The organism is Agrobacterium sp. 719_389 (assembly GCF_900188475.1).
In the GTDB taxonomy this organism is placed as follows: Bacteria; Pseudomonadota; Alphaproteobacteria; order Rhizobiales; family Rhizobiaceae; genus Agrobacterium; species Agrobacterium radiobacter.
Genome location: NZ_FYEM01000002.1, coordinates 356,193 through 379,518 on the forward strand (window position 1 = coordinate 356,193; position 23,326 = coordinate 379,518).

Sequence of the window (23,326 nt, forward strand, 5' to 3'; positions counted from 1 at the left end):
ACCCGGCTCGCCCTTTGGTGCGGGCCGGGATGTCCCTTCAGTCGACAGGTGCCGCAGCATCGCTTCCGGCGCCATCGTTTTCATTGAGGCCAAAGCCATGAGCACGACACTTTCCGAAATCTGGTACACACGCTGCCCGGTGCCCACCCCCGTGGGGCTGGCGGCACAGCTCGGTTATCTCGAGCAGACCTTCGAGGAGGCCGGCATAACGCTGAAATCCATCATCGATTCTCCTGACCGTTCGGTTCGCCAGAGCCATTTCAACCACACGCTGGAATGGTCCTTCCGCCATGGCGGCAATGTGCCTCCCATCCGCGCCCGCTCGGAAGGGCGCAATACGCGTCTCATCGGGGTTACCTGGACGGATGAGTTTCAGGCAATCATCACCCTGCCGGAAACCGGTATCCGTTCGCTTGCCGATCTCGTCGGCCGTCGTTTCGGTGTGCCGCGCCGGCCGGAGGGCATCGTTGATTTCATGCGCGCGACGGCGCTGAAGGGTATCGTCTCGGCGCTTTCGCTGGAAGGGCTGAAGGTCGAGGATGTCGAGCTCAGGGACATCGTCATCAAGGATTCAGTGCTGGCCTCGCAGGAAGGGCCGTCGCTGTTCGGCCTTAAGCGCCGGCAATCCTTCGGTGAAGAAATCATTGCGCTGCTGCGGGGCGAGGTCGACGCGATTTTCGTCAAGGGAACGGCCGGCATTGCCGCCGCGAACCTGATCGGCGCCGTGCAGGTGGCGGAATTCGGTTTTCACCCAGATCCGAAGATACGCATCAATTCCGGCTCTCCCCGCGTGCTGACGGTTGACGGACGGCTTGCCGATGAGCGCCCCGATCTGGTGGAGCGGCTGGTTGCCGCCATTGCCAAAGCCTCGCTCTGGGCGGAGCAGCACCCGGAAGAGACCCGCCGTTTCATTGCGCGCGAGGCGGGTGCGACCGAAGAGCAGGTTCTCGCCGCCAACGGCCCGGATGTTCACCGCCATCTTGGCCTCGGCCTTGATGCGGACCTCGTCGCCGCTGTCGGCCATTACAAGGATTTCCTGCACCAATGGGGCTTCCTTGAAAGTGATTTCGATCTCGGTGCGTGGATCGATGAGCGTTTCGTCACGGCCAGTGAAAGGGCGGTGGCATGAGCGGCGCTTTATCCGCCGTTCCCCGCGCGCTGGAGCAGTCATCCAGCCCCGTTGCCGTCGCAACCGCGCTCGCCGAAGATTTCAGCCTGACAGCGGCGGACCATGACAAAAGCGGCGAATTCGCCGCCGGCAATTTCGAGGCGCTTTTCAAATCGGGCCTGCTCGGACTTGTGACGGCTGAAAACGACGGCGGCTGGGGGGAGGGCATGGAAACGGCGCATGCCGTCATCGCGGCCATTGCCAAGGGCGATCCGTCCACCGCCCTCATCCTTGCCATGCATTACAGCGTTCACGCGGCCATCCGGCGCGACAAGTGGCCGGCAGCGCTTGCGGCAAAGGTGCTGGCCGCCAACAACAGGGAGCGGGCGCTCCTGAACAATGCGCAGGCGGAGCCGGGCGTTGGCTCGCCGGCCCATGGCGGCCTGCCGGAGACGACGGCGCGGATCGAGGGCGATTTCTGGGTGGTTAATGGCCGAAAGAGCTTCGTCACTGGCCTGCCGGGTCTGAAATGGGCGATCGTGCTTGCCGTGACGACGGAAGAGACGCCGCGCCTCATCCAGCTTCTGGTGCCGCTCGACGCGCCGGGCATCGCCCAGGAAAAAGCATGGGAAGCGACCGGCATGTATGCCACCGCCAGCCATGATCTGGTGCTGGAAGAGGTGAAGGTGCCGCTTGCCGATATCGTTGCCGAACAGCCGGCGGACGAGCCGCTGCGGCGCGATGAGGCAGATGGTTATAATTTCTTCGTGCTGCTGGCTTCCGTCTACCACGGTGTCGCGCTGTCGGCGCGGGACGATCTGTTGAGCCACCTGAACGGCCATGTTCCGGCAAGTCTTGGCGCACCCCTGTCCTCCATCCCGCGCATTCAGGAAGGTCTCGGCCAGATCGAGGTGCTGTTGGCGGCGAACCGGCGCCTGCTTCTCTCCCTCGCCCGCGACATCGATGCGGGCGAGAGGGTGGGAACCGATGCGCTGGCCGTTCGCCATGTGGTGATCGACAATGCGGTGGCGGTGACTGATCTGGCGCTGGAGCTTGGCGGCAATCGCGGCCTGCGCCGGGATTACAATCTTGAACGCCACCACCGAGACGCGATCACGGCAAGGGCGCATGCGCCGCAGAGCCATATGATCCGGACGATTCTCGGCCGACAGAGCATCAAGGCGGCGGGTGGCTGATCAATGAAACAACAGGGCGGCCTTGTCTGAGGCGGGCCGCCCATGTTCAAGCCACGCCAATCAATCCCGCAGCAGCGGCAGCAGGCTGTCGCCCTGCCTTTCGATTTCCTTGAGATAGGGCGTGTCGGAAAGCACGAAATGGGTGATGCCAAGCGCGCGGTATTTGCGCAGGGACGCGGCGACATCTTCCGCCGAACCGACAAGCCATGTGGTTCCCGCCCCGCCGCCGCCGAATTTGCCTGGCGCGGTATAGAGATTGTCGTCCAGTACATCGCTCTGACGGTGCAGATCCAGCAGGCGACGCTGGCCGACAGCGACGGCCTGAAGGTGGTCGTTCCAGCGTACGCCGTTGTTTGCGGCCATCTCGGCAACTTTCGCTTCCGCATCGCGCCAAGCCTCGGCCGTGGTTTCGCGCACCAGCGTGGTGATCCGCAGGCCGAATTGCAGCGGCGGCAGATCGCGGCCGAGCTTTTCACTGAAATGTCTGAGCCGCTCGATCCGTTCGCGCACGCCGGCGAGCGGTTCTCCCCAGAAAAGCTGCACATCGGCCTCGGTTGCGGCAACCTGCTCGGCTGCTTCGGAAGCGCCGCCGAAATAGAGTTTGGGATGCGGTCGGCCTTCGCGTGCGGCGATACGTGGCGAGACGGTGGAGTTCGTCACCCGGAAATGGTCGCCATTAAAAGTGACGTTTTCCTCGGTCCAGAGCCGCCGTACCAGCCGCATGAATTCTTTCGTGCGCCCATAACGCTGCGCCTGATCACCTTCCTCGTCGCCATAGGCGGCAAGCTCATCCCTGCCGGAGACGATGTTGATCCGCACCCGGCCCGCGGAAAGCTGATCGAGCGTGGCGACGGCCGATGCGAGGTTGGCCGGCTTCCAGTAGCCGGGACGGATAGCGATCAACGGCTCGAATGTGGTGGTGCGCGCCGCAAGTGCTGCCGCCACCGTAAACGTATCCGGACGTCCCCAGCCGGTGCCGATCAGCGCGCCTTTCCAGCCATGGGCTTCAAGCGCCCTGGCATGGCTCGTCAACGTATCGAGACTGTTGTGGTTTTCGCTGACGGCGTCGCCCCGGTGGCCGGGTTTGACGTCGTTGGGGATGTACCAGAGAAATTCGCTCGTGCTGTTCACATTATCCGCCTGAATTTTCGTTTTATGTTGCGGTGGAATGGCTCTGCCGATGTTTTGCCTTCACCACTGGGGCTCGCGGAGGCGCAAGCCTCCACTGGTGCGAGAATGGCAAAGCGGCGGCGGCCCGGCCAAGCAGTGACGTTTCTTTTGTCATCCGGCAGGGGAAAAGCTTTCCGTCTGGAAAGACTATATTGCACATATTTTCTATATAAAAAATTTGAGGAAATGATTCCCTCTCATCGACATTATCCCCATCAAGGAGAAAGCATTTTCTGCTCTACCGAAATAGTCTGGATCTATTTTTCTCCTGCGTCCGAAAGGTGAGCAAGGCAATAGTCGACTGGAATCGCGAAATTCACCATGCTTGCCATACACCGCCCACAACTCACGGAGCAGGCATGTGTACCACCTTGATTGTCCCCGGCCTGAATGGTTCGGATGAAGGACATTGGCAACGGCACTGGTTGCTGGATGATCCCGAAGCGCAACTGGTCGATCAGGACAATTGGCAATGCCCGGTTCTTGAGGACTGGCTTGACCGTCTCGAGGCAGCGCTGGCGACAGTCGACAGCGCTTATATCGTCGCCCACAGCCTCGGTTGCCTGCTGGTGGCGAATATGGGGTCTCGACGCTCTGCTGCTAAAATCAAGGGCGCGCTTCTGGTTGCACCCGCTCATCTCGACCGCGTGGAGGCGATGCATCCCTGTATCGTCCGGTTCGGCGCGTTTCCGCAACAGCCGCTTGCTTTCCCCAGCCTCGTCGTGGGCAGCATGAACGATCCCTATATGGATGCCGAAGAGCTCTCGCGCAGTGCGAGCCTGTGGGGAAGCGGCCTCATCAATCTCGGCGCCGTCGGACATATCAATATTGCCAGCGGTTACGGACGATGGCCTGAGGGTTATGCTCTTCTCGAGCGGTTGAAGGCGGATGGCGCACCTGCAAAGGCGGTGGCCGGATCGAGACTGCGCAGATTGACTGCCCTGGGCGACGCGCATTTTTAGAGAAAGACCGGGGGTTTCCAGCCTTCCTTGCTAAACGCGATAGATGGCGGTCGGTTTATCGCTCTTTTCGATTTTTGGCATTATTTACAAGCCGGCTGCGGCAGGCGCTTCGAAGCGCGGCCATCAGCGCCTTTTCCTATTTTTGTATCGCACCGCTCGGGGTGACGGCCGAACTCGGCAGCATTGTCAGAATGACGGGGGGTGCGGCGGGTTGGGCGTCGGAAACGCTTGCGGGACTAGACACCGTGCGAGGGTGCATCAGCGCCGTTAAAACAGCGATCCTGTCGCCGAACGGCGTTTTTATCCTGGGACTGATGTTCGCGAGTCTCGCTTCCGTGCTTTCAGCAGGGAAATTTCAGCCCGCATGGCCTTCCGCCGGTGGGTTGGCGGCACGGTTTGCCGGTGGCGTTCTGATGGGCTGGGGCGGCATGACCGCGCTTGGCTGCACTATTGGCGTGTTTTGTCAGGCATCCATGCGGGCGCGCTTTCCGGCTGGGTGTTTCTCGTTTTTTGCGGTTTGGGCGCATTTGCCGGCCTTTTTCTCAAGCGCCGGTTTGCCTTGCCATGGGGCCGGACGCTTGAAATTTATCACCATGGTTAGATGAGGCGGCGACGGCCCATTCTCGGCGGCCGGAAACGGATTTTTTCCCGTCGCCGCAACCGTAGTCCACATTTGCCGGTCATCCTCCAATTATAGAATAGTAATTTTATGGAAAATATTGACGATTTCAGACCGTCGCCCGAGGATAAGGGAGTTGAGCAAAGGAGGCGCACATGCCGCAGGGACTTCATGCGTTTACTTTCGATCTGTTCGGTTTGACCCGGCGCCAGCCGCGTGGCGAGGAACAGGTTAGTCTTCATCCTCTGGATCATTCCGGACGCATCAGGCAGGAGAAAAGCGATCTCGAACTCGAACGGGAAGAGATCTGCGAAATGAACTTTGCGATGCTCGGCCTTTATCCGGTCTTCTGACGACCATTAACGAAGGCTCCTTTCCCCTTCAGAGCGCCGTTTATCGGGGAGAGAAACTCTCTTCGCCGGATGGAAATTGGAACAAAATTTCTTAAACGCGCCGGGGAATTGGCTACCCTTTTATCATCAAATCGCATTGCCCGAGGGCAGATTGCAAAGGACCTGCCGATGAGCACACCCGATAAGCCACTCGATTTTCTGTGGTTCATACCCACCTCAGGCGATGGCAGCTATCTAGGTTCGGATGATCTTTCGCGCCCTGCCGATCCCGGCTATTTCCGGGAAATAGCCCAGGCCGCCGATCGGCTCGGTTATTCCGGTGTGCTCATTCCAACCGGGGTCGCCTGTGAAGAATCCTTCATTCTTGCGGCCAATCTCGCCGCCTATACCGAAAAGCTGAAATTCCTCGTCGCCATCCGCCCGGGCGTCGCTTCGCCCGCCTATTATGCGCGGCTTGCTTCCACGCTTGATCGCGTTTCCCATGGCCGGCTGCTGCTCAATATCGTGGTCGGCGGCAGCGCCCAGGAACTCGCCGGCGATGGTATTTTCCTGCCCCATGACGAGCGTTACGATCACGCCGGCGAGTTCTTCCAGGTGTTCAATTCGCTGATTGAAACCGGCAAGGGAAACCTCGACGGCAAATATATCAAGGCGGTGGACGCAAAACTCGGCCTGCCGCCGGTGCAGGAACCGCGACCGCCGCTTTATTTCGGTGGTTCCTCCGATGCCGGCATCGAGTTTTCGGCCGGTATCACCGACAAATATCTGACCTGGGGTGAGCCGCCAGCGCAGGTGGCTGAAAAAATCGCCAAGGTGCGCGCCGCCGCCGCCAAAAAGGGGCGGGAGGTCACCTTCGGTATACGCCTGCATTTCATCGTTCGCGAAACAGACGAGGAAGCGTGGGCCGATGCCGACCGGTTAATCTCGAAGCTTTCCGACGAAACCATCGCATCCGCTCAGGAGGCTTTCTCCAAGGCTTCGGATTCCGTCGGGCAGGCGAGAATGCGGGCGTTGCACAATGGCCGGCGCGACCGGCTGGAAGTCTCCCCGAATTTGTGGGCGGGCATCGGTCTTGTCCGTTCGGGTGCAGGCACGGCGCTGGTCGGTTCGCCGAAGACGGTGGCGGCGCGGCTCAGGGAATATCAGGCGCTGGGCATCGATACCGTCATCGCCTCGGGTTATCCGCATCTGGAAGAAGCCTATCGGCTATCCGAACTGCTGTTTCCGGAAATCGGGCTTGGTGGGCCCCGTAACCAGATACGGTCCTCTTTCGGCGCGAAACAGGTTTTCGGCGGCGGCGGTCATGGCGGCAACGTCAAGCTGGTGTCCGGATCCTGATCCATCGACGGGAGGCGGCTTATGCCTTCTTCGGTTTCGGCAGACATCCTGGCGGCGCAATGAAATCAGGCAACGGCATATAAGACATTATTTCTATAGAATATTATCAATATGGAAAATGATGTCTATTTCACCCCCCGCCGCCGCTGCTAGCTATTGAACAATTCAGCTGTTTTCAGGAGCAACCCGATGACATTGCAATATGCGGCCAAGGATCAACACTTCATCAACCTCCGCGACCCGGTCGCCGGCAAGGCGGCGGATGCCGACAGCCTCAAGGCGGCGCTGAGAACGCTGGGCGGAGGTGTCAGCGTGATTACGGCGGGTGAGGGCGACGAGCGAACGGGGGCGACCGTGACTTCGGCCACCGCTCTGTCGGTCGATCCGCCGCGCATTCTGGTCGCGCTCAACCGTTCCTCTTCCACATGGCCGGTGGTGCAGCGTTTCGGCCATCTCGCCGTCAACATCATCGGGGCGAACCATCAGTTCATTGCCAATCAGTTTGCCGGCATCGGCGGCCTGAAGGGCCCGGATCGGTATCGCGGCGCTGAATGGACACGGCTGTCGAGCGGCGCGCCCATCCTCGAAGACGCGGTTGCCGCGATCGACTGCACCATAGAAGAGACGATCGAACGGCATAGCCATGTCATCGTCATCGGCAAGGTGGAGGCGATCCGCATCGGCTCCGGCCATTCGCTGCTCTATCAAAACGGCCGCTATCATTCTCTGGACTGAGCGCCGGCCGTTCGGCGCTTTCACTTTGTCATTCTTTGAGGGAGTTGAGCATGGGATCTGTTACGCCTCTCGGCGAAAGACTTCGTTTCGTTCCTCCACGCCTCGGCGCGGATATCGATGTGCTGACCGTTGCCCGGACAATCGCTGAAAACTGCGCGGTTGAAAGTCCCGGGCAAATCCATGCGCGGATCGCCCGTTCCGGCCTTCTTGCTCTTTCCGTTCCAACCGAACTCGGCGGGGCGGATATCACCAATGATGTTCTGTCACAGGCGCTGGCCATCATTTCCGCAGCCGATGCGGGGGCGGCGCATGATCTCGTTGAACATTTCACCGCCCTTGAATTCATCCGGAACGCGGGTAGCGAAGATCAGCGCAAGGCGCTCTTCGCACGTCTCGATCTTGGCGAGACCTTCGCGCTGGCAATATCTGCCGCTGATCTGGATCAGGCGGTTGTGGTGACGGAAGATGACTACGCCCTGCGGCTGCCCGATGAAGTTGCGGGGTCGGTCAAGGTCGATGCGGACTGGATTGTCGTGCCGGCTGTCAACACGGTCGGACAGCCCCTGCTTGTCGTCCTGCGCAATCGCCCCAATACGTCATGGGAGGGTCTCTTGCGCGCCGATCAGGTGGTGTTCCTTGCCCAGGGCGCCGGGAACCTGGCCGCTTCCGTTTCCGCCCTTTTGAAAGCCGCGGTGGCTCTGGGGCAGAAGCAGCGTGAGCTTACAGCGCTCTTGATCGACAGGCTGGCGGATGAGGGCGCGGCTCGGCCCGTGATAGGTGAAATATTTCTCGCCATCGAACTCCTGAAGGCGCAGATAACCAGCCTTGCGGCCAATATCGATGCGGCGCAGGTGGGGGCGGAGAACGTCACCTTTCGCTCGGTCCGCAACAATGCCATCACGCTTGAAATCCTGATGGCGCGCCTCGGTCTTGTCGAAGGCGTCAGCGAAGCCGGGCTGATCGCGTCGCTGGACAGTGATCTGCGCAGGCAATGAGCGACGCTCTGTCGTGAAACCCGAACGAGGGGCCGTTCGAAATTCTATTCGCCGGCCGGAATAGAGCGGGCATCCTGCCCGTCCTTCGCCACGAATTGCGCAAGCGTCATATTGTCCAGAATGGTTGCGATGGCGTCCCGCACGTCCGTCATCGAAACCCTGACCTGACAGGTCTCGGGATCATCACAGTCGTCACAGGCTTCAAAGGCCGTGCGGCTTGCGCAGCGGATGGGAGCCAAGGGTCCATCCAGCGTACGGATAACCTGCCCGATCATGATTTCGGATGGCATTTTCGACAGTGAATAACCGCCATTCGGGCCCTTCTTGGAGCGCAGAATGCCGCTATTGCGCAGTTCCAGCAGAATAGTGTCCAGGAATTTTTTCGGGATGTTGTTGCGGGTCGCAATCTCTGTCACAAAGGCGGTCTCGCCTTGGGGCAACCGCGCCAGATCGACAAGAGCCTTTAATCCGTATTTGCCTTTTTTGGTCAACATCGCACGATCCGAAAAGAGAGTCGGCACAGTTTACAGTGCCGGGCCATATTATTCCTTACTTACTAAGTAGTTTTTAGCGAATTCCGGCGCAAGCCCGTTTCGCCTGCGTTTGGCGCTGAAAGCGGCCTGTTGCCACCTAATTGAGACCTGGCCCCGGCATTGTCAGCACGGGCTTTCGAAAACATCACTGAAAACAATATTTTCTCTGATCGCGCCGCAACGTGGAACGATCATCCTTTATTAGAATATAAAATCGGTAGACAAAGTATGCATCAATGATGCGAGGTGATGATGTATACACTCAGTTTGCTGGACAAGAGCCCGGTTTCAACGGGTGAGGACGCGGCGAGCGCGTTCCGCGACACGATCAATCTTGCCAAACGCGCCGAAGAGCTGGGTTATCGCCGTTTCTGGGTGGCCGAACATCACAATTCGCCGGAGCTTGCCGGTTCCGCGCCGGAGGCGCTGGTTGCATGGATACTGGCGAAGACCTCTCGCATCCGTGTTGGCTCGGGCGGCGTCATGCTGCAGCACTATAGCCCTTACAAGGTTGCCGAGGTTTTCAACGTCCTGTCGTCGCTTGCACCCGGCCGGGTCGATCTCGGCATCGGCAAGACACCGGGCGGGTTGCCGCTTGCGACGTCGGCCTTGCAGCAGGCCCATGATCCCGCCCGCAAGCCGGATTTCGAAACGGCCTTCGGCGAACTCACCACATTTTTATCGGGCGCCGCGCCGCAGGATCATGCACAGGCCGGGCTGCAGGCAACACCTGCGCCGCCGGTCGCGGCAGAGAGATTTCTGCTCGGCGCCAGCCCGGAAAGCGCAAGGCTTGCAGCTTCACGGGGATGGAATTTCGTTTTTGCCGGCCACCTCAATGGTGATCCGGAGGTTCTTCGCCGCAGCCTCTCGGCTTTCCGGGAGGAGAGCGGTGGAGCTGCCCCGATCCTTGCCCTGTCGGCTTTTGCGGCCAGCGATCCAGCCCATGCGGCGAGACAGGTCGAAGGTCAACGCATCTACCGGGTATTCCTCAGCGACGGCAGAGCGTTCAACCTCGGTCGCCGCGAACAGGCGGAGGAATTCGCCCGCCAGTCCGGCGATGCCGATTATCGCATCGAAGAGCGCAAGCCCAACGTCCTGCATGGCGGGCCGGAGGATATTCACAAGGCGCTTCGTGCGCTTTCCGAAGAGCACGGCATCGAGGAATTCATCATCGAACCGCCCCATGTCGGGGCTGATCAGCGGCTTGCCTCGGTCGAACTCTTGGCCCCACATCGCCTTTCCCGGGCGGCATAATTTTCTCTCAGGAGGGAATGACATGACGAGAAAGAAAATCCGTTTCGGCATCATGCTTCAAGGTCCCGGCGGGCACATGAATGCTTGGCGACACCCCAAAAGTCCTGTCGATGCCAGCGTCAACTTCAACTTTTTCAGAAAGAACGCGCTGAAGGCGGAAGCAGCCGGCATCGCCTTCGCCTTCGTGGCGGATGGGCTCTACATCAACGACAAGTCCATTCCGCATTTCCTCAACCGGTTCGAGCCGCTGACGATCCTTTCGGCGCTCGCCGCCGTTACTTCGAAGATCGGCCTGGCGGGAACCGTTTCGACCTCCTACAGCGACCCCTTCACCATTGCCCGCCAGTTTGCCTCGCTCGATCTTTTGAGCGGCGGCCGCGCCGGGTGGAATGCCGTGACGACACCGCTCGAAGGCACGGCGAAAAATTACAGCCGCAATCACCCCGAACACGCGCTGCGTTACGAGATCGCCGACGAATACCTCGAGGTTATCAAGGGCCTGTGGGATAGCTGGGACGATGACGCTTTCCTGCGCAACCGCGAGACGGGACAGTTTTTCGACCGCGCCAAACTCCACACGCTCGGCCACAAGGGTCGCTTCTTCCAGGTGGAAGGCCCTTTGAACATCCAGCGTTCTCCGCAGGGTCAGCCGGTGGTGTTCCAGGCAGGCTCGTCCGATGCCGGCATCGGTCTTGCGGGCAAACACGCGGACGCGGTCTTCACCAATTCCGCTTCGCTGGAGGAAAACCAGACCTTCCTCAAGCGTGTGAAACAGAGCGCCGTTGCGCAGGGCCGGTCCGCTGCCGATGTTAAGATTTTCCCCGGCATCGGCCCGATTATTGGCGAGACGCAGGAGGAAGCGGAGGCGAAATACGACGTCATCCGCAACCTCATCACGACAGAGGATGCGCTCGCCTATCTCGGTCGCTTCTTCGATCATCATGATTTCAGCGCCTATCCGCTGGATGAGCCTTTCCCCGAACTCGGCGAGATCGGCAAGAACAGCTTCCGCTCGACGACCGACCGCATCAAGCGACGGGCCAAGGAAAAGAACCAGACACTGCGCGAGGCGGCGCTGGAGGCTGCGACCCCGCGTGAAGGCTTCATCGGCACACCGGACAAGGTGGCCGACGAGATCATACGCTGGGTGGAACACGATGCGGCCGATGGCTTCATTCTGGGCTTCCCGGTGATTGCCGAGGGACTGGACGATTTCATCCGCCTCGTCATTCCGGTGCTGCAGCGGCGCGGTTATTTCGATCCGCATCTGGAAGGCGCGACATTGCGGGATCATCTCGGTCTGCCTTTCCGGGAAAGCGTCTATGCCCGCGGCGAAAACGCGTCGGACAAGGCCATCGCCTGAGCTTGCAGCCGGGCGGCGTTCATCACTGCCCGGCGCATATTTCAAGACGCGGCGCGCAGAGGCCCCCGCGCAGGAGACAGAACCATGAATATCCGCATTGACGGCGCGCGTCCGCAGGACGACGCCGAAAGGGGAATCCTTGCCTTCATCGAAGAGAGCATCGCCATACGGCATGATCTCCACCGGTATCCGGAGCTTTCGCTCAAGGAGACGCGCACGGCGGCGCTCATTGCCCGTTATCTCCTGTCTTTCGGATATGAGGTTACGGAGGGTGTCGGCGGCCACGGCGTCGTCGCCACGTTGAGGCGCGGTCATGGCGATAAGCGCGTCGGCATCCGCGCCGATATCGATGCCCTGCCCATTATCGAGGAAACCGGCCTTGCCTATGCCAGCCAGACGCCGGGCGTCATGCACGCCTGCGGTCATGATGGCCATACCACCATCCTGCTTTCAGCCGCCCGTTATCTTGCCGAAACATCGAATTTTTCCGGCACGCTGACGCTGATCTTCCAACCCGCCGAGGAGATCGGCGCCGGTGCAAGGGCGATGATAAAGGACCGGCTGTTCGAGCGGTTTCCGGTCGATGCGGTCTTCGGCCTGCACAATTGGCCGGGTGTCGAGACCGGGCAGTTCGGTTTCGTCGAAGGTCCTGCCATGGCCTCCGTCGACAAGGCGAAGGTGCAGATCATCGGCAGGGGCGGGCATGGCGCGGCGCCGCATGAGACGGTCGATCCGGTTCTCGCCTCGGCAAGCTTCATCACCGCCCTGCAAAGCATCGTTTCGCGCAATGTCGATCCGCGCGAAATGGCGGTGCTGACGGTCGGCTCCATCCATGGCGGAACCGCCTCCAACGTCATTCCCGAGAGCGTCGAGCTGCAGATCACCGCCCGGGCCTTTTCGCCCGCCGTACGTGACAGGCTGGAAGAGCGGCTTCCGGCGCTGGCCAGAGCGCAGGCGGAAAGTTTTGGCGCAAGGGCCGATGTCTCCTATTCCCGCGGCTTCCCGCCGGTCATCAATCACGCCCCGCAGACGGCCTTCGCCCGTGAGGTTGCCAAAAGGCATTTCCCGTCCGCGCAGATTGCCGAAGCGTTCCAGCCGCGGACGGCGAGCGAGGATTTCGCCTTCATGCTGCAGGAGCGGCCCGGCTCCTATCTGTTCGTCGGCAATGGCGACAGCGCCGCGCTGCACAGCCCCCGCTACGATTTCAACGACGCGATCATCGCACCGGCAGCGCGCTTCTGGGTGCGTCTGGCGGAAGCATACCTCTCCTGACACGAAATTTAGGACAAGGACATGAGCGACAGTTTTCTCTACACATCGGTCAAGGATCCGCTCGCAACGCCGCTTCTGGAGGAGTTGCTGTTTGAATATGACAGCCGTTACGGCACATTTTTCAACGCGGAAGGGGCGAAGGCCGAGCTGAACAAATATCCGCCGGAGGCCTTCAGCCCGCCATCGGGTAATTTCCTGCTGCTTCTGCGCGAGGGTAAGGCGATCGCCGGCGGCGCCTTCATGCGCTACGATCACGAGACGGCCGAGTTCAAGCGCGTCTGGACCCACTCGGCCCACCGCCGGCAGGGGCTTGCGAAAATCGTGCTTCAGGAGCTGGAGCAGCAGGCGATCCGGCAGGGTTACGCCCGCGTTTATCTGACCACGGGTTTCCGCCAGCCGGAAGCGGTCGGCCTCTATCTCACCAATGGCTATCGCGCTTTGTTCGATACATCGGCCGATCCTGAAACGATCAGGTCGCTCCCTTTCGAAAAGTGGCTTGCCGAGAGCGTCTCCGCCTCCATTGCGGAAGGCGCGTCAATACCGGCTGCCCGACCGCGACCTGCTCCGGCCCACCCGTGAAAGGCTCTTTCCTATGACAATAGCCTCTGATTTTCCGCATCTTGCATTGAACGAACCGAAGGCCAGTCCAGTCGAGAGCGGGCTGGTCAAGGGTGGGTATTCCCATTTCCGCATCGTTCCGGCCCGTTATCCCTTACGCACAGTGGGAACGGTCTTCTCCGTCCTCATCATTGCGGCTGTTCTGCATTCAGTTTTCGGCAATCCGCGCTGGGGTTGGGATGTCTTTGCGGAATGGTTTTTCGCTGAACCGGTGCTGGTCGGCTTAGGACGGACGCTGCTGCTGACCGCGCTCGGTGCGGTGCTCGGCTTCGCGCTGGGAACGCTGCTGGCGCTTGCCCGCGTTTCCCGCTCGCCGCTGCTGGTTGCCGTATCCTGGACCTATATCTGGATTTTCCGGTCGATCCCGCTGATCGTGCTTCTGCTGATCCTCAACAATCTCGGTTATCTCTATGAGACCGTCACGATCGGCGTGCCCTATACCGGCATCAACTTCATCAGCTGGAATACGACGCAGCTGATGACGCCGTTTGCGGCGGCCGTTCTGGGGCTGACGCTCAATCAGGCCGCCTTCGCATCCGAAATCGTTCGCGGCGGCATTCTTTCGGTTGATCAGGGACAGCTTGAGGCCGCCGCAGCGCTCGGCCTTCCGCGCCGGCGGCAGGCGTCTCGCATCGTTCTGCCGCAGGCGATGCGCTCCATCCTGCCCACCGCTTTCAACGATATCATCGGCCTCGCAAAGGGCACGTCGCAGGTCTATATTCTTGCCCTGCCGGAGCTGTTCTACACGATCCAGATCATCTATCGCCGCAATCTGGAAGTGATTCCGCTGCTGATGGTCGCAACCGTCTGGTATCTGGTGATCCTGACGGCGCTTTCCATCGTGCAGCACCATATCGAACGGCATTTTTCGCGCGGCGCGCTGCGCAACCCGCCGCCCTCGCTGTTTGCCACGCTCTACCGCACCTTCCTGCCGCGCAAGCCCCTGCCTGAAGGGGTGGAGACGGCGACGCCTGCGGTTGCCCTGTCCCAACGCCCCGCCACCGCCAAGACGGGAAGTTTCCAGCTCGGCAATCGCGGCGGTGCGGTCAATATTCACGGTGTTTCGAAATCCTTCGGAACGCTGAAGGTGCTGGACGATGTCAGCCTTTCCATACCGGCAGGCAGCGTCACCACCATTCTCGGCCAGTCCGGCTCCGGCAAGTCCACATTGCTTCGTTCCATCAACCATCTGGAGCGTGTGGATGACGGCTTCATCGCCATAGACGGCGAGCTGGTCGGTTATCGTCAGAAGGGCGATACGCTTTACGAACTGAAGGAACGGGAAATCCTGAAACGCCGCGTCGAAGTGGGCATGGTGTTCCAGAGCTTCAACCTCTTCCCGCATCTGACCGCGCTTGAAAACATCGCCGAAGCGCCGGTCGTGGTTCGCGGCATATCGAAAGAGCAGGCCGAGGCCGAGGCGCGCGATCTTCTCGCCCGCGTTGGCCTTGCCGAAAAAGCCGGCGCCTATCCGCGCCAGCTTTCCGGTGGGCAGCAGCAGCGCGTGGCGATTGCCCGGGCGCTGGCCTTGCGGCCGAAGGTGCTGCTCTTCGACGAGCCGACATCCGCGCTCGATCCTGAACTCGTCAACGAGGTGCTTGACGTCATCAAGGAGCTTTCCCGCTCCGGCGTCACCCTCATCATCGTCACCCATGAAATCGGTTTCGCCCGCGAAGTTTCCGACAGGGTCGTCTTCATGGAACAGGGCCGCATTCTCGAAACGGGCACGCCGGAGAAGGTCTTCAACAACCCGGACCACCCGCGCACGGCTGAATTCCTCGCAAAAGTTCTCTAATCAACAACAAAGGAAACACTCGCATGGTATTTTCATCGAAATTATTGTCCCTGCTCGCCGGCGGTCTTTTCACCGCCACCGCCGCACTCATCCCGGCTGCGCATGCGCAGGAAGTGGACCTGTCACCGGAACAGAAGGGCCGAGTGCGCGCCGAAAAGGTGGAAGAGGCGATCAAGCTTCTACCCGCCGGCCACAAGTTCATCGCCGATGGAAAGCTGACGGTCGCGACCGTGCCGTTCCGCCTGCCGCTGGTGGATTATGCGAGCGACACGAAAACGCCGATCGGCGTGGAGCCGGATATCGCCCAGCTGGTTGCCGACAGCCTTGGCCTTGAGCTGCAACTTGTTCCCATCGCCTGGGCCGACTGGCCGCTCGGTCTCACCTCCGGCAAATACGACGCCGTCACCTCCAACATCACAGTCACGGAAGCCCGCAAGGAAAAATTCGATTTTTCCAGCTATCGCAACGATCTGCTCGGCTTTTACGTGGGCAATAACAGCAAGGTCACGTCCATCGGCAAGCCCGAGGATGTCGCCGGGCTGAAGGTGATCGTCGGCGCCGCCACCAATCAGGAACAGATCCTGCTGAAATGGATCAAGGACAACAAGGCCAAGGGTTTGGCCGATACCGATGTGCAATATTATGACGATCAGGCCGTGCTTGACGTTGCCCTGCAATCCGGTCGCGCGGATGCCTATCTCGGCCCTAACGCGACCTCTGCCTTCCAGGCGGCAAGCCAGAAGAAGACGAAGCTCGTCGGCACCTTCTCCGGCGGCTGGCCGGAGGCCGCGGAAATCGCCGTCGCTTCGAAAAAGGACGCGGGCATCGCCGAGGCCATCACCGCCGCGCTGAACGCCCAGATCAAGAACGGCAATTACGGCAAGGTTCTCGCCCGCTGGAATCTCGGCTCGGAAGCCATCACCGAATCCCGCACCAATCCGCCCGGCCTGCCGAAGAGCTGAGTTCTGGTTTGCTTGCCAAAAGCTGAGTTGAAGGTGGGACATCACTCAGCCGGTAGCGCGGGCATCCTCCCGCCCGCGCCACCTCCGTCCCGCAATCATTCTATCGGGAAACCACAATGGCCTTCACCTCTCGTCTCGCCACGGCCACGCTCAGTGCTTTTCTGTCCGTTGCCGGATTCGCATCGGCTTTTGCAACGGATGTCTTCGATCTGTCGCCGGACCAGCCCGGCCGCTTCAGGGTTGAAAAAGACCCGGGTGCAATTGCCGCTATTCCCAAGGATTTCAAATTCGTCACGCCGGGCAAACTCACCGTCGCGGTCGCACCCGGTGGGCCACCGCTTGCGACCTATGCGACGGACGCAAAAACGGTGGTCGGTGCAGACCCTGATTACGCCCTTGCGGTGGCTGATAGCCTTGGCCTCGAGCTGGAACTGGTCGCCGTGGCCTGGGCGGACTGGCCGCTCGGGCTTGCTTCCGGAAAATACGATGCTGTCATCTCCAATGTCGGCGTGACCGAACAGCGCAAGGAAAAGTTCGATTTCTCCACCTATCGTCAGGGCCTGCACGGATTTTTCGTTAAGTCGGATAGCGGCATAACCGCCATCCGCGAGCCGAAGGACGCGGCCGGCCTGAGGATCATCGTCGGCGCTGGCACCAATCAGGAGCGCATTCTGCTGAAATGGAGCGACGAGAACGTCGCCGCCGGGCTAAAGCCGATTGAGCTGCAATATTACGATGACGAAGCCACACGGTTTGTGGCGCTTTCTGCGGGGCGGGCGGATGTGATCGTCCAGCCGCATGCGCAGCTGGTTTTCATCGCCGCACGCGACAAGACCATCAAGCGCGTCGGAACCCTCTCCGCTGGCTGGCCGGAACGGTCCGATGTCGCCATCACCACCCGCAAGGGCTCGGGACTGGCCGATGCGCTGACGCTTGCCACCAACGATCTGATCAAGAGCGGCGCTTACGCGAAGATCCTGGATCGCTGGCAGCTATCGGAAGAAGCCCTGCCGGAATCGCGGACCAACCCGCCAGGCCTGCCGAAAAGCTGACCGGGCTAATAAATGCGGCGGACGGCAATACCCGCAGGCTCAGGCCTTGCGGGTATTGTTTTGTCCGTCAGCCCTGGGCGGGAAGGGCGCGAAAGAGCTGTCGCAATTCGCCGACAAAGGGCTTGAAGAAACGCGACAGCGGCCGGGCCGTGTTGGTGGAAACGGCGACATTCATCGTCACCTCAGGCATGAATGGGCGCACCGTCACTCCCTCGAAACTGTTCCACCGCACCAGGCCGTCGACAAGGGCGATGCCGATGCCGCCAAGCACCAGCGGCACAGCGCCGACCGATGAGGTGACCTGTATCGAGACATCCCGCGTAAGCCCATCGCGTTCGAAGACCTCGTTCAGCTGCGGCCCGATCTCGTCCGCGTGGTTGCCGTAGGAAATCAGCGGCCTGCCGGCGAGGTCGCGAGGCGTCACCGTCATCATTTCGGCCAGGGCGTCATCATGCCGCATCACCGCTACAACCGGCACGGAGGCAAGAATTTCACTGCGCACCGTTGGTGCCTGAATGGTGGACAGCGTTACCGCAAAATCGATGTCTCCCAGCAGCAGTTGCTCGGCAATTTCCTTTTTAGGCAGGGCGTTGAGATGGATTTTGACGGTCGGATGCGCCTGCCGGAAAGCGAGCAGCGCTTCAGGCAGCACAGAATAGGTGACCGGCAGGCTGGCCCCGATGCGCAGAAGGCCGAGCTTGCGCTCGCCGATAGTGCGTGTCAGCTTTTTCAGAACCTCAAGTTCGCGAAAAACCCGGTCGGCATCCTCGTAGATCAGATGCGCTTCCATCGTCGGCACCAGCCGCCCGCCGATGCGCTCAAACAGCTTGTAACCCAGCTGGCTTTCCAGATGGTGCAACACCTTGCTGACGCCGGGCTGGGAAACGGCAAGCGAATTGGCGGCCGCCGTCACGGAGCCGTCGCGCATGATGGCGCGGAAAATTTCAAGCTGTCGGGCGTTCATGGAAACCTCCGGCGTCATCTCTTCCATAACCCAAGGTTCTGTTCAAGCGACCATTTGCGATTGGTGAGAAACCTTCTGCCGTGGAAATCTGTGACGGTGCAGGAGAGGTGCCTGCGACGGTTTCGGGAAAGGAAACGCGGATGCTTGCCAGATTCAGGCGCATCGCCGAAGAGCGACGCGCGGTTTGCCCAGTCCTGATCGACGGCATGCCAGTCGAGGCGCTGGAGGGAGACACCGTGCTGACGGCGCTGATGCTGTCGCGCGGGTTTGCCCGCCTTTCGGAATTCGCCGATGGCAAGCGGGCGGGTTTCTGTCTGATGGGCGCCTGTCAGGATTGCTGGGTCTGGACCGGGGAAGGGGAGCGGGTGCGCGCCTGTTCCACCGCCGTCCTCCCGGGCATGGATATCAGAACCGAGGTTCCGGAGGGGTTATGGCAGATTTGCGCGTCGTGATCGTGGGCGCCGGCCCCGCCGGTACGCGTGCCGCCGAGACGCTGGTGCGGGCGGGGCTCCGCCCCGTCGTCATCGATGAGGGAGATCGCAGCGGCGGCCAGATCTATCGCCGCCAGCCGCAAAATTTCAAACGCTCCTATACCGCTCTTTATGGCACCGAAGCGGACAAGGCGAAGGCTCTGCACGGCACATTCGACGGTCTTTCAGACCATATCGATTACCGTCCGCAGACCCTGGCGTGGGCAATTCGCGACAAACGCATCCATATTCAGCGGGCGGAGACATCCGAAGCTCTGGATTTCGATGCCCTCATCATCGCATCGGGTGCGACCGACCGCATCATGCCCTTGCCGGGCTGGACGAGACCGGGATGTTTTTCGCTTGGCGCGGCGCAGATATCCCTGAAGGCGCAGGCCTGCGCAATAGGGCGTCGTGTGGTTTTCATGGGCACGGGGCCGCTGCTTTATCTCGTGGCATATCAATATATGAAGGCCGGCGCGGCGCCTGTAGCGGTGCTGGATACCACGCCATTTTCCACGCAGGTCAAGGGCCTGCCAGGGATGGCGGCGCGGCCATTGCAGCTCTTCAAGGGCTTGCAGCTTGTCGCGGCGCTGCTTGTGGGTGGGGTGAAGATTGAACAGGGTATCGTGCCGATAGAGATTATCGGCGATGCTGAGAGTGGCGTGACCGGCATTCGCTATCGGGATACGTCCGGTGAGGAAAAGCGCCTCGCCTGCGATGCCATCGGCATGGGCTATCATCTGCGGGCGGAAAGCCAGCTTGCCGATCTTGCCGGTTGCCGCTTCTCCTTTCATTCGCTGATCCGGCAATGGCTTCCGGATGTGGACAATATGGGGCGGAGTTCCGTGCCTGATGTCTATCTGGCGGGCGATGGCGTGCGTATTCTCGGTGCAGATGGTGCGGAAGCTTCCGGCCGGCTCGCCGCCTTCGCGTTTCTTGAGGATCAAGGTTTGAAGCCGTCCCGTGCGGAGATCGGCCGCTGTCGGAAACAGCTGAAGGCCGCGAGCCGCTTTGCGCAGGGAATGGCCCGGGCCTTTCCCTGGCCGCACCAGATGGCGCAGACACTTGCCGATGATACGATCATCTGCCGCTGCGAGGTGGTAACGGCGGGCGAGTTGCGCGCAAGCGTGACCGTCACGGGCGCAACGGAGGTCAACCGCTCGAAAGCTTTCTCGCGGGTTGGCATGGGAAGATGCCAGGGCCGGTTCTGCGGGCAGGCGGGGCAGGAGATCGTGGCCGCGGCCTGCAATCTGCGGGTGGAATCGGCCGGACGGCTGCGTGGGCAGGCGCCGGTGAAACCTCTGCCGCTGGCAATTGTGAGGGGAGGCGATGATGCGTAATACGCTTGCAGAGGCCGATGTCATTATCGTCGGCGGCGGCATTGTCGGAACCGCCACCGCATTCTTCCTGCGGCAACGGGGTGTCAGCGTCATTCTGCTGGAGCGTTTCCTTGTCGGCCAGCAGGCGAGCGGCACAAATTTCGGCAATGTCCGCCGCCAGGGCCGTTATCTCGGGCAGCTTCCGCTCGCCAACAGATCGCGGGACATATGGAGCCGCATCCCGCAATTGACCGGTGCGGATGTGGAATTCATGCCCGTCGGCCATATCCGGTTTCTCTGGGCGGAAGAACAGATCGACGTGGTCGAGAAATATCGCGACGATGCCGCGCAATATGGTCTGGAATTGCACATCCTTGCACGCGAAGCCATCCGGCAGAAATTTCCCTTCATCGGACCGGAGGCGGTTGCCGGATCATGGTCGCCGCATGATGGCCACGCCAACCCGCGGCTCGTCGCACCCGCCTTCGCCCGTGCCGCGCGGCGGAATGGCGCAACGATCGTGGAAAATTGCGAAGTTCTGGCCATCGAAAAGACCGGCGAGGATTTCCGGGTGACGACGGCGGAAGGGGAATATCGCGCGCCCTCCGTGCTGGTCGCCAGCGGTGCATGGGGCGGCGGGTTCGCCGGCGCCCTGGGAGAGGCGGTGCCGCTGGAGGTGGCCGGCCCGCAAATGGGCGTAACGGAGCCTTTGCCGTGGTTCATTCACCCTGTTGTCGGCGTCTCCACCAAAATTCCCGGAGAGGTCATCTATATGCGGCAGATCCCGCGCGGAAACGTCATTTTCGGCGGGGTGAAACGATCCGCCGCCGCGCTGGACGAACGCCGGGCGAAATATGATCCCGCCGGGCTCGATGCCCAGTTGCGGCAGTTGCTGCGGCTGGCGCCCGCCTTGCGTCATGCCCGGCTGATCCGCACCTGGTCCGGTGTGGAAGGCTATATGGCCGACGATCTGCCGGTTATGGGGGGAAGTGCTGCAACCTCCGGCCTTTATTACGCCTTCGGCTTCAGCGGCCACGGTTTCCAGATCGGGCCGGGTGTTGGCGACGTGATGGCGGAGCTGATAGCGACCGGAAAGACCACGACGCCGATTGCGGATTTTCACATCGGCCGTTTCCGTAGCGGTGAGCGTGTCGCATCCCCCTAAGGCAGGGTCAGAAATCGGCGACTTTGCCCCAGGACGAATCAAGGAAACGGCTGGGGTGATAGGGGGCGGCATCGACGATCGGTTTCGAGCCCGTCACGATATCGGCGATCAGATGGCCGGCACCGGGTCCGATGCCGAAACCGTGGCCGCTGAAGCCGGCGGCGAGGATGAAGCCGGGCAATTCGCTGGTTTCGCCAATGGCGGGCACGCCATCGGGCGTGCTGTCGATGAAGCCCGCCCAGGCGGCGGAAATCCGGGTTTTACCGAGAGCGGGCAGAAGCTTCAGTGCCCTTTCATGGGTCTCGCGGATGGCGGCGGCATTGGGTTTCGGATCGAGAATACGAACTCGTTCCATCGGCGTCGGCGCATCGAGCCGCCAGCGTTTCAGCGTCTCGTGGCCGCCGCGAATGCCTTCCAGCCCGCCCGGCCGCAGGCTTCGCCAGCGCTTGAGAAACATCGGAACAAATTCACGGGAAAATCGCATCTGCTGCGCCGTCGGGTCGATGCGACCGAGGCCGCTGATGGCAAGCGTATAACCGCCGTTATTCCGGCGCGTTACGGAAACATCTTTTGTATGCAGCGCATCCGGCAGGCCTTCAGCACCTGATGTGACCGACAGGATGGAGGAGCGAACGGAAGCCTGCGGGAAACGAATGCCGAGCTGGCGGCAAAAGGACGACGCCCAGGCTCCGCCGGACATGATGGCGGCTTTGGTGCGGATCGTGCCTTTTTCGGTCACGACGGCGCTGACACGGCCGCCTTCCGTCTCAAGCCCGCGTGCGGCGCAATTCTGATGCACCGTGCCGCCCAGTTTGATGATGGCGCGCGCCACGGCGGGCGCCGCCATGGAAGGATCGGCCGTGCCGTCTGTTGGTGAAAACACGCCGCCCTTCCAGCGTTTGCCCGTAGATCGGCCGCGTTCGCTCGCCTCATCGGCGCTCAGCATATGGGTCGTCACGCCTGCGGTAATGGCAAAATCGCGCCAGCGCGCCCAGCCGGCAAGCTCGGCTTCATTGTCGCTCAGATAAAACAGCCCGCAGCGGCGAAAACCAGTGTCCTCGCCGCTCTCTGCGCCAAACTCTTCCCAGAGCGCCAGGCTCCTGGTGGAAATCGGCAATTCGCGGGCGTCCCGGTTCTGCTGCCGGCACCAGCCCCAGTTGCGGCTGGACTGCTCCGCCCCGATCAGGCCTTTTTCGACCAGCGCCACTTTCAGGCCGCGCCGGGCGAGATAATAGGCGGCGAAGACGCCGACGATGCCGCCGCCGATAATGACGGCGTCCGCAGATGTCGGCAGTTCCGGCGATGTCGTGATCTGTTGCAACGGGGCGGGCATGGTCGGACTCCTTATATTTGTCCTAATTTACCCTAGCTGGCGTGTAAACGCTGCCAGACTGGGCGTCTTGCCGGAATCTCATGCTGTTGGTGGCCACGTCTGCAACTCTTTATGCTGCATCAAAAAAACATCTCCACGTCGACAGGGCGCACCCATGTGGTAAGATTTCCGATACCGCGCCAGAATTTTATGCCGCGTGTTCAAAAAACAAAAAAGGGGTTCCGCACGTGATGAAACTTGACCGGATCGATATCAAGATCCTCTATGAACTGCAGAAAAACGGTCGCATCACCAATGTCGAGCTGGCGGAGCTTGTCAATCTGTCGCCAAGCCCCTGCCTGATGCGGGTAAAGAAGCTGCAGGCGGAAGGTTATATCGAGGGGTATTCGGCGCAGATCAACATCAACAAGCTCGGCCAGACGCTGACTGTTTTCACCGAGATCACGCTGAAGAACCACCGCCAGATCGATTTCGCCCGCTTCCTCGGCGTTGTCGAAAAGATCGACCAGGTGGTGGAATGCCATCTCGTTTCGGGCGGTTACGATTACCTGCTGAAATTCGTCACCTCGGGCATCGTCGAATACCAGTCGATCATGGAGCGGCTGACCGATATGGATGTCGGCATCGACAAATATTTCAGTTTCGTGGTGCTGAAATCACCCATCATTAAATCGCATATGCCGCTGACCAGCCTGTTTCCGCTTTGAGGTGTGAGAAAACGGCCCTTTGCAGGGCCGTATCATCTCG

General features: G+C 60.9%; 23 protein-coding genes. 19 read left to right on the top strand and 4 right to left on the bottom strand.

Annotated features, from left to right (window positions below):
• The first annotated feature begins 97 nt into the window (after nucleotides 1–97).
• Nucleotides 98–1,129, top strand: coding sequence for an ABC transporter substrate-binding protein (locus tag CFB10_RS05390; RefSeq protein ID WP_026363990.1), 1,032 nt, complete (start codon nucleotides 98–100; stop codon nucleotides 1,127–1,129).
• A complete protein-coding gene (locus tag CFB10_RS05395) occupies nucleotides 1,126–2,304 on the top strand; it encodes an acyl-CoA dehydrogenase family protein (protein ID WP_020012005.1) in 1,179 nt (392 codons plus the stop codon). The genes CFB10_RS05390 and CFB10_RS05395 overlap by 4 nt, the downstream gene beginning before the upstream one ends.
• Before the next feature lie 60 nt (nucleotides 2,305–2,364).
• Here the strand turns inward: CFB10_RS05395 and CFB10_RS05400 are convergent, their stop codons facing one another.
• Nucleotides 2,365–3,435, bottom strand: coding sequence for an LLM class flavin-dependent oxidoreductase (locus tag CFB10_RS05400; protein ID WP_020012004.1), 1,071 nt, complete (start codon nucleotides 3,433–3,435; stop codon nucleotides 2,365–2,367).
• Between the two features lie 398 nt (nucleotides 3,436–3,833).
• On the opposite strand from CFB10_RS05400, the gene CFB10_RS05405 reads away from it, so the two are divergent.
• From CFB10_RS05405 to CFB10_RS05430, 6 genes are all read left to right on the top strand, one after another.
• On the top strand, nucleotides 3,834–4,436 hold the full coding sequence (locus CFB10_RS05405) for an alpha/beta hydrolase (protein ID WP_026363989.1): 603 nt from the start codon (nucleotides 3,834–3,836) through the stop codon (nucleotides 4,434–4,436).
• 74 nt (nucleotides 4,437–4,510) lie between these two features.
• The gene (locus CFB10_RS05410) at nucleotides 4,511–5,041 is read left to right on the top strand and encodes a YeeE/YedE thiosulfate transporter family protein (protein WP_244559853.1); all 531 of its coding nucleotides are present in this window, start codon (nucleotides 4,511–4,513) and stop codon (nucleotides 5,039–5,041) included.
• Between the two features lie 169 nt (nucleotides 5,042–5,210).
• Nucleotides 5,211–5,408, top strand: coding sequence for a hypothetical protein (locus CFB10_RS23985; protein WP_020012002.1), 198 nt, complete (start codon nucleotides 5,211–5,213; stop codon nucleotides 5,406–5,408).
• A gap of 168 nt (nucleotides 5,409–5,576) precedes the next feature.
• Entirely contained in the window at nucleotides 5,577–6,746 is a 1,170-nt protein-coding gene (gene ssuD, locus CFB10_RS05420; protein WP_020012001.1) for an FMNH2-dependent alkanesulfonate monooxygenase, read from the top strand.
• A gap of 189 nt (nucleotides 6,747–6,935) precedes the next feature.
• Entirely contained in the window at nucleotides 6,936–7,481 is a 546-nt protein-coding gene (locus CFB10_RS05425) for a flavin reductase family protein (protein ID WP_020012000.1), read from the top strand.
• Between the two features lie 50 nt (nucleotides 7,482–7,531).
• Nucleotides 7,532–8,476 carry an acyl-CoA dehydrogenase family protein gene (locus CFB10_RS05430; RefSeq protein WP_020011999.1) on the top strand — a complete coding sequence of 315 codons (945 nt, stop codon included), beginning with the start codon at nucleotides 7,532–7,534 and terminating at the stop codon, nucleotides 8,474–8,476.
• Nucleotides 8,477–8,520: 44 nt separating this feature from the next.
• Here CFB10_RS05430 and CFB10_RS05435 read toward each other — a convergent pair whose 3' ends face one another.
• The gene (locus CFB10_RS05435) at nucleotides 8,521–8,970 is read right to left on the bottom strand and encodes an Rrf2 family transcriptional regulator (protein WP_003506886.1); all 450 of its coding nucleotides are present in this window, start codon (nucleotides 8,968–8,970) and stop codon (nucleotides 8,521–8,523) included.
• A gap of 288 nt (nucleotides 8,971–9,258) precedes the next feature.
• On the opposite strand from CFB10_RS05435, the gene CFB10_RS05440 reads away from it, so the two are divergent.
• The 7 genes from CFB10_RS05440 to CFB10_RS05470 all read left to right on the top strand — a co-directional run bounded on the left by CFB10_RS05440 (nucleotide 9,259) and on the right by CFB10_RS05470 (nucleotide 17,325).
• Nucleotides 9,259–10,263 (top strand): LLM class flavin-dependent oxidoreductase, encoded by a 1,005-nt coding sequence (locus tag CFB10_RS05440; protein WP_020011998.1) that lies wholly within the window; start codon nucleotides 9,259–9,261, stop codon nucleotides 10,261–10,263.
• A gap of 22 nt (nucleotides 10,264–10,285) precedes the next feature.
• Nucleotides 10,286–11,626 (top strand): LLM class flavin-dependent oxidoreductase, encoded by a 1,341-nt coding sequence (locus CFB10_RS05445; RefSeq protein ID WP_020011997.1) that lies wholly within the window; start codon nucleotides 10,286–10,288, stop codon nucleotides 11,624–11,626.
• A gap of 84 nt (nucleotides 11,627–11,710) precedes the next feature.
• Nucleotides 11,711–12,898 carry a M20 aminoacylase family protein gene (locus CFB10_RS05450; RefSeq protein WP_020011996.1) on the top strand — a complete coding sequence of 396 codons (1,188 nt, stop codon included), beginning with the start codon at nucleotides 11,711–11,713 and terminating at the stop codon, nucleotides 12,896–12,898.
• 21 nt (nucleotides 12,899–12,919) lie between these two features.
• Nucleotides 12,920–13,477 (top strand): GNAT family N-acetyltransferase, encoded by a 558-nt coding sequence (locus CFB10_RS05455; RefSeq protein WP_020011995.1) that lies wholly within the window; start codon nucleotides 12,920–12,922, stop codon nucleotides 13,475–13,477.
• Between the two features lie 13 nt (nucleotides 13,478–13,490).
• Nucleotides 13,491–15,311, top strand: a complete 1,821-nt coding sequence (locus CFB10_RS24275) for an amino acid ABC transporter permease/ATP-binding protein (protein ID WP_081629664.1) — start codon at nucleotides 13,491–13,493, stop codon at nucleotides 15,309–15,311.
• Between the two features lie 23 nt (nucleotides 15,312–15,334).
• Nucleotides 15,335–16,273, top strand: a complete 939-nt coding sequence (locus CFB10_RS05465) for an ABC transporter substrate-binding protein (protein ID WP_003506870.1) — start codon at nucleotides 15,335–15,337, stop codon at nucleotides 16,271–16,273.
• Nucleotides 16,274–16,389: 116 nt separating this feature from the next.
• Complete coding sequence (locus CFB10_RS05470) at nucleotides 16,390–17,325, top strand: ABC transporter substrate-binding protein (protein ID WP_020011992.1); 936 nt, start codon at nucleotides 16,390–16,392, stop codon at nucleotides 17,323–17,325.
• 67 nt (nucleotides 17,326–17,392) lie between these two features.
• Here CFB10_RS05470 and CFB10_RS05475 read toward each other — a convergent pair whose 3' ends face one another.
• Nucleotides 17,393–18,316, bottom strand: coding sequence for a LysR substrate-binding domain-containing protein (locus CFB10_RS05475; RefSeq protein ID WP_020011991.1), 924 nt, complete (start codon nucleotides 18,314–18,316; stop codon nucleotides 17,393–17,395).
• Between the two features lie 113 nt (nucleotides 18,317–18,429).
• On the opposite strand from CFB10_RS05475, the gene CFB10_RS05480 reads away from it, so the two are divergent.
• From CFB10_RS05480 to CFB10_RS05490, 3 genes are read left to right on the top strand one after another with little or no spacing between them, the layout of a single operon-like run.
• Entirely contained in the window at nucleotides 18,430–18,741 is a 312-nt protein-coding gene (locus CFB10_RS05480; protein WP_020011990.1) for a (2Fe-2S)-binding protein, read from the top strand.
• Complete coding sequence (locus CFB10_RS05485; RefSeq protein ID WP_020011989.1) at nucleotides 18,720–20,102, top strand: NAD(P)/FAD-dependent oxidoreductase; 1,383 nt, start codon at nucleotides 18,720–18,722, stop codon at nucleotides 20,100–20,102. The genes CFB10_RS05480 and CFB10_RS05485 overlap by 22 nt, the downstream gene beginning before the upstream one ends.
• Entirely contained in the window at nucleotides 20,095–21,246 is a 1,152-nt protein-coding gene (locus tag CFB10_RS05490) for an FAD-binding oxidoreductase (RefSeq protein ID WP_026363987.1), read from the top strand. The genes CFB10_RS05485 and CFB10_RS05490 overlap by 8 nt, the downstream gene beginning before the upstream one ends.
• A gap of 7 nt (nucleotides 21,247–21,253) precedes the next feature.
• Here the strand turns inward: CFB10_RS05490 and CFB10_RS05495 are convergent, their stop codons facing one another.
• A complete protein-coding gene (locus CFB10_RS05495) occupies nucleotides 21,254–22,579 on the bottom strand; it encodes an FAD-binding oxidoreductase (RefSeq protein WP_020011987.1) in 1,326 nt (441 codons plus the stop codon).
• A gap of 230 nt (nucleotides 22,580–22,809) precedes the next feature.
• On the opposite strand from CFB10_RS05495, the gene CFB10_RS05500 reads away from it, so the two are divergent.
• Nucleotides 22,810–23,286, top strand: coding sequence for an Lrp/AsnC family transcriptional regulator (locus CFB10_RS05500; RefSeq protein WP_003506856.1), 477 nt, complete (start codon nucleotides 22,810–22,812; stop codon nucleotides 23,284–23,286).
• Nucleotides 23,287–23,326: the final 40 nt, after the last annotated feature.